Origin of the sequence: Vibrio sp. 10N.237.312.B06 (assembly GCF_041464685.1) — a bacterium.
Taxonomy (GTDB): domain Bacteria; phylum Pseudomonadota; class Gammaproteobacteria; order Enterobacterales; family Vibrionaceae; genus Vibrio; species Vibrio tasmaniensis_A.
The window spans coordinates 1-4,432 of the sequence record NZ_JBFSPI010000156.1 but is presented as its reverse complement, the minus strand read 5'-3'; the positions used below and the strand labels follow the sequence as shown (position 1 = coordinate 4,432).

The following is a 4,432-nucleotide window of genomic DNA, read 5'->3' as shown; positions in this document are numbered from 1 at the left end:
GGCTTGTTCAACACTTGGGATTTAGTGTTGGCTACGCAACACCTTAATCCTTATTCGTTACCCCTCACCATCGGTCGAATCTAAAAGAGCATTCTTACCTAGTAATAGGAATGCACGTGAACGAGCGTTTAACTGCCCCTCATGCGGCTCTATTCCGTCAATTAGTTCCTGTAATCGTTCCGTATTTACTGGCTCTTGATTAATGATTTCAGCCATCTCATCCAATTGTTTGTTTAATATATCGGAAGTACTTTCAACCCCTAGTAGTCCTTTTAAAATCGACTCATATGAGTACATAGAAAGGTCTTCCAGTGGTTCAAGTTTACTTAGATCATAAATTATTGAGTCATTTACCGACTGAACAACAAAAGGTGAATGCGTAGTTACAATGAACTGAATCTTTGGGAAAGCCTTGTCAAAGAAAGAAAAGATTTTTCGTTGAATCGAAACATGCAGGTGCGCATCAATTTCATCAATTAAAACGAAACCAGTGATATCTTCCGCTGGTATATCACGTAACTCGACTTTCATCAGTAAATCGGCGTAAATGCTTAGAATTGAACTGTAGCCAGAAGACAAGTTATTAAATCGATATGGCTCTTTTCCTTCTTGGTGAATGTAGAAGGCTTGTTCCTCTGGGTTATATTGAAGAATTAGTTCATTATCTTCAAACAGGTTACGGAGATCATTTTGTACTTTTTCAAACCATGCGTTTATCTGTTGCTCTTTCTCTGGGTTATTTTCACGAGCAATTACATGCGAACCATAGTTGTAGTAACTGACTAGATATTTTTCGAACTGATTACTTGAATCCTCTTCGAAACCTTGGGATTTACCAGCCTGCTTCACGTTAGATATGCTTTCAATTTGACCATTTCCAGCAATGTTACTTGCAAGTCGATTCGCTTCGAAAAAACGAAGGATAAATTGATTTTTGTTAACAAATTCGAACAGAGCATCAGAATCACTGATATCCATGTTTTCGTTAGATATACGTTCTAATTGTCCTTTGGATAACTGAACTTTGTTAGCGTAGAAATTGTAATTTTGGTCCGATACGAGAATGCGATCCAACTGTGTTTGGTAATTGTTCAATTGTTGCTGAATGGCTTCTTTAGACTGTATTTTCCTATTAAAGAATTGCTTTAGGTATTGATGTAACTGATGTAGAAAACGAGTCTTGCCGCAGCCGTTTCCACCTGTGATTATGAGATTTTTTCCGTTTAAGTTAGTGGTAACGCGCTTATCACTAGTACCAATCAATTTGAAATCTATTGATTCAATCATGCTTTTAACCAATTATGAGCCTAATTGATATTCTACAAGGTAAGATTGCAAGTACCAACTACATAATTTGCCATACTTCTAGTTATTCATGAATTGCTAATTTAGCAAACTTACTGACGCATTTGTGTCCATAAGCTTCTGAGATTGAATTTTTACCCATGGCACTTTCTAGCTCGAAAGTGCCCCAAAGCTTGCTAGCAAGTTTTCAATGAGAGTGCTGCTGCTTTGATTTATCCCAAACTAAGTTAATGATTCAGTAGAATTGCTAATCTTGTCGCATACTTGCATATGGCTTTACACAGCCTTTTGATACAGAAGATGATGATATGTTGAATATTTCAACAAATCACACAGAATCAATATAAAAAACCTGTATATTCAGACAACTATGCAGCAGTTCTTTATGTAAAGTTGATGCGATAAACAGAAAATTTCAACATATAAAGCTGTTATGCTACTGGCGGAAAAGTTAGCAAGGAGAATATATGAAGCCTAGGTTGTTTATTGGCTCATCGGTTGAAAATCTGGATGTTGCTTATGCTATCCAAGAAAATTTAGAACACTCAGTAGAAGTTACAGTATGGTCTCAAGGTGCATTTGAATTGAGCAAATACACTATGGAATCGCTAATGGATGCATTGGACGATTCTGACTTCGGCTTGTTTGTTTTTTCTCCTGATGACATTACACAGTTAAGAGGAGAATCAAAGAAAACAGTTCGTGACAATGTTGTCTTTGAACTTGGCTTATTTGTGGGTGGGTTAGGGCGAGAACGTAACTTCATTGTTATTCCTCGCGGTCATGAAGACTTTCATTTACCTACAGACTTGCTAGGAATTACTCCAGCAACATTTGACGCTGAAAGACAAGATGGCAACTTGGTTGCATCATTGGGTCCAGCCTGTAATCGAATTAACAAGTCAATTGGAAAATTAGGGGAAAAAGTTGGTTCTGATGAGAAAGATAATCAACCTGAAAACGCCGTCGAAGATGTAGGTGAATCAAACTTCATCGATGATGAAAATGACTGTATCTCTCTTATTCAATCATGGATGGGACAACGTCATAGCAGTGATAATACAGCAGTAATCAAGTATGTAGATGTCGATAGAGAGCTAGGGTTAGCCAAAGGCTCTGCACTTAAATATATTGAAGTTGCAGCCAAGGAGTGGGGCTATGTTCCTTCTCGAAAAGGTGCTTCGACAGTTTTGTTCAAAGACTCGTCACCAAACCATTGGTAGCATACAAGTTGCCCCTTAACACGGGGTATTTTGGTATGGGTTGGGTTCTGTGTTTACGGTGGTCTGTTTTGGTTTGGTGGCGGGCAACTTATGGCGGCGTTATGTTTTTAGAGTAAGGAAGGCTTAATGGATAAGATATTCAATCTCTCCAACATTTCAGAAAGCGAAAAGAAAGAAATGTTGGAGAGTAAAGTAGAGTTCAGCAAAAAAAATAGCCAAATAGCATCTGCAAGTAGAAAGATTAGTAAAAGTGGTAAGTGTTTGTATTGCAAAGAGCCAACAACAAGTTACTGCAACTCTCACTCAATACCTGCATCATTTTTGAAAAATATAGCCGAAGATGGAAAGCTATTAACTCACGGAGGGTTAATTGATCTTCCTTTGTTAAAACCCGACTCTGGAGTCAATCAAGCAGGTACTTTTCATGTTATCTGTAGAGATTGTGACAGTAAAATTTTTAGTGATTACGAAAATAAAGATACTTACGACAGTAGCCTTAAGCAAAAAACGCTTGCTCAAATAGCAATGAAAAACTATCTGAAAGCTATTAGCCAAAGAGCATTTGAAATAGCATTTCATGAAAATCTGGAAGAAGATTCAGGCATTGACTTTAGTTCTATCAACAACATCAAAGATCTTGACCTTAAAGAAAATGTAAGAGGTTTTGAGCGTGCAAAAAAAGTAGATTTGAAATGTATTCAAGATGAATATTACTTGTTCTTTCATGAAAAGCTCAATTACGTCGTGCCGATTGCATTTCAACATAAGCTAGCGTTAGCAGTCGATTTAGAAGGGTATGTTGTAAATAATCTTTACAATCATGACCCTAAATATAAAATTCAACACTTACACTTAGCTGTTTTTCCTCTTGAAGAGACTAGTGTTGTTGTGATGTTTATCGACAAAAAAGATACTAGATATCTCCAGTTTATACGTCAGTTTAATCTCTTGTCGCTAGAAGATAAGCTAGCATTAGCTAACTACATTGTCTTCTTGTACTCTGAAGACTTTTTCCTTTCGACTTCACTTGATGAAAAAATTGTTAATGATGAAATTCTAAAATGTGTTTCAGGTAGCATCGGTGTCGGGATGGTTGGTCTTGGCGGAAGTATTGTAGAGGCTCTTAAAGATAACTTTAGTTTAGCGGTGTTCAAAGATGTCCCTAACTTATTATCTCCAGACCATTCAGTATGCAGGAAATAAAAACATAAAAAGCTGTTATGTTTTCAGGAGGAAATTTGGAATTATTACAGTCAGTCTTTTTGCAGATAACAGTTGCGGTTGCTATCGCAGGTATCAGTTCTTTTATCACTGTTCGGTTATCGTTGAGCAAGTTTCGGACGGAAAAATGGTGGGAAAAACGAGTTGAAGCTTACGAAAGAGTGTTGGAAGCATTCCACAAAGCTAAAAAGTACTCTTCTGAACATTTAGATGCCGAATATCTCGATTCACAAGTCTCTAAAGAACGAGACCAAGAACTAATTAAGTTCTCCAAACAAGCCAAAGAAGAAATCACAAGAGTAGCTGATATTGGCTCTTTTCTATTATCTACGGATGCTATGAGCCTGATAAATGAGTATCAAAAGGAAAAGAATGATAGCTATTTTTTGGAATTCCACACATTCCAAGAACACGCTGAACACGACTATGAGTTGGTTATTAAGTATTTAACTAAATTTTCTGCTTTAGCAAAAGTGGATCTCAAAAGTGACCAAACATAACAAATGACTAAGAGTCATTCCCAACGATTGGCATTTTCAGTTTGTATCGGCTTTGGTGTGTACGGCACAATGGTTTAGGTTAGTGGTAGCCTTGCTCACCTTAACAGGGCTACTTTCCCATACCATACCGGCTCTTCTCCGCTTAGATGAGTCTATAAATTAACAATAAAACCGGTAACACAT

General features: G+C 37.1%; 4 protein-coding genes. 3 read left to right on the top strand and 1 reads right to left on the bottom strand.

Features of this window, described 5'->3' with window-relative positions:
• Window positions 1–57 precede the first annotated feature (57 nt).
• A complete protein-coding gene (locus tag AB6C75_RS22885) occupies window positions 58–1,287 on the bottom strand; it encodes an AAA family ATPase (RefSeq protein ID WP_372109406.1) in 1,230 nt (409 codons plus the stop codon).
• 485 nt (window positions 1,288–1,772) lie between these two features.
• Between AB6C75_RS22885 and AB6C75_RS22880 the strand changes: the two genes are divergently transcribed.
• The 3 genes from AB6C75_RS22880 to AB6C75_RS22870 all read left to right on the top strand — a co-directional run bounded on the left by AB6C75_RS22880 (window position 1,773) and on the right by AB6C75_RS22870 (window position 4,249).
• Complete coding sequence (locus tag AB6C75_RS22880; RefSeq protein ID WP_102535360.1) at window positions 1,773–2,528, top strand: TIR domain-containing protein; 756 nt, start codon at window positions 1,773–1,775, stop codon at window positions 2,526–2,528.
• A gap of 126 nt (window positions 2,529–2,654) precedes the next feature.
• The gene (locus tag AB6C75_RS22875; protein WP_102535361.1) at window positions 2,655–3,731 is read left to right on the top strand and encodes a hypothetical protein; all 1,077 of its coding nucleotides are present in this window, start codon (window positions 2,655–2,657) and stop codon (window positions 3,729–3,731) included.
• 35 nt (window positions 3,732–3,766) lie between these two features.
• A complete protein-coding gene (locus AB6C75_RS22870) occupies window positions 3,767–4,249 on the top strand; it encodes a hypothetical protein (protein WP_133148836.1) in 483 nt (160 codons plus the stop codon).
• Window positions 4,250–4,432: the final 183 nt, after the last annotated feature.